The 776-nt window shown below is 43.9% G+C and carries 2 protein-coding genes; both read right to left on the bottom strand.

Annotated features, from left to right (window positions below; all coding sequences use genetic code 11):
* Positions 1 to 37 precede the first annotated feature (37 nt).
* A complete protein-coding gene (locus GY683_RS08925) occupies positions 38 to 517 on the bottom strand; it encodes a glutathione peroxidase (RefSeq protein WP_297288393.1) in 480 nt (159 codons plus the stop codon).
* Positions 518 to 550: 33 nt separating this feature from the next.
* Positions 551 to 776, bottom strand: a 226-nt coding sequence (locus GY683_RS08920; protein ID WP_297288392.1) for a peptide-methionine (R)-S-oxide reductase, incomplete at its 5' end; no start/stop codon positions are given.

Here is a 776-nt window from a genome sequence, read left to right as displayed (position 1 = left end):
TAAAATATTGATTTTAAAATAATTTTAAAAAATGTAACTACGCCAAAGCTGCCTGAATGTCTTTTTCTAAGTCTTGTGGCTTGGTGGTCGGTGCGTAACGATCCAGTACTTTACCGTCACGACCCACCAAGAATTTGGTAAAATTCCACTTGATCGCATCGGTCAAGATACCGCCTTGCTCATGCTTTAGAAAATTAAAAATTGGATGGGTATGATCACCGTTCACATCCACTTTATCCATCATAAGGAAGTCCACGCCGTAGTTCTTTTGACAGAACTCACCAATCTCTGCGCCTTCGTGAGGTTCCTGTGCACCGAATTGATTGCAGGGAAAGCCAATCACGACCAAGCCCTTGTCGTGGTATTTGGCGTGTAATTCTTGCAATCCTGCAAATTGTGGTGTAAAGCCGCACTTGCTTGCAGTGTTTACGATAAGCAGAACCTTACCTTCAAAGTCCTTAAAATGTACGACATTACCAGTCAAATCATTGGCGGTAAATTCATAGATGCTAGACATAAAAATCTCCAAACTGATTGCAAGTGGTTGGTGTTAATTGGGTTTAAAATCAATGGCGATAGAGTTAATGCAATATCTTATGCCTGTCGTCTCTCTTGGGCCATCGGGGAAAACGTGACCTAAATGCCCGCCGCAGTTGCTGCAAGTAACCTCAATGCGTCGCATGCCGTGTGACAAATCAAGCGTCTCGGTCAGCGCGGTGTCGCTGATTGTTTTATCAAAGCTGGGCCAGCCACACCCTGAGTGGTATTTGCTATCG

Source organism: Moraxella sp. (assembly GCF_024227015.1).
Taxonomy (GTDB): domain Bacteria; phylum Pseudomonadota; class Gammaproteobacteria; order Pseudomonadales; family Moraxellaceae; genus Moraxella.
This window is presented reverse-complemented; position numbering and strand designations above follow the sequence as displayed.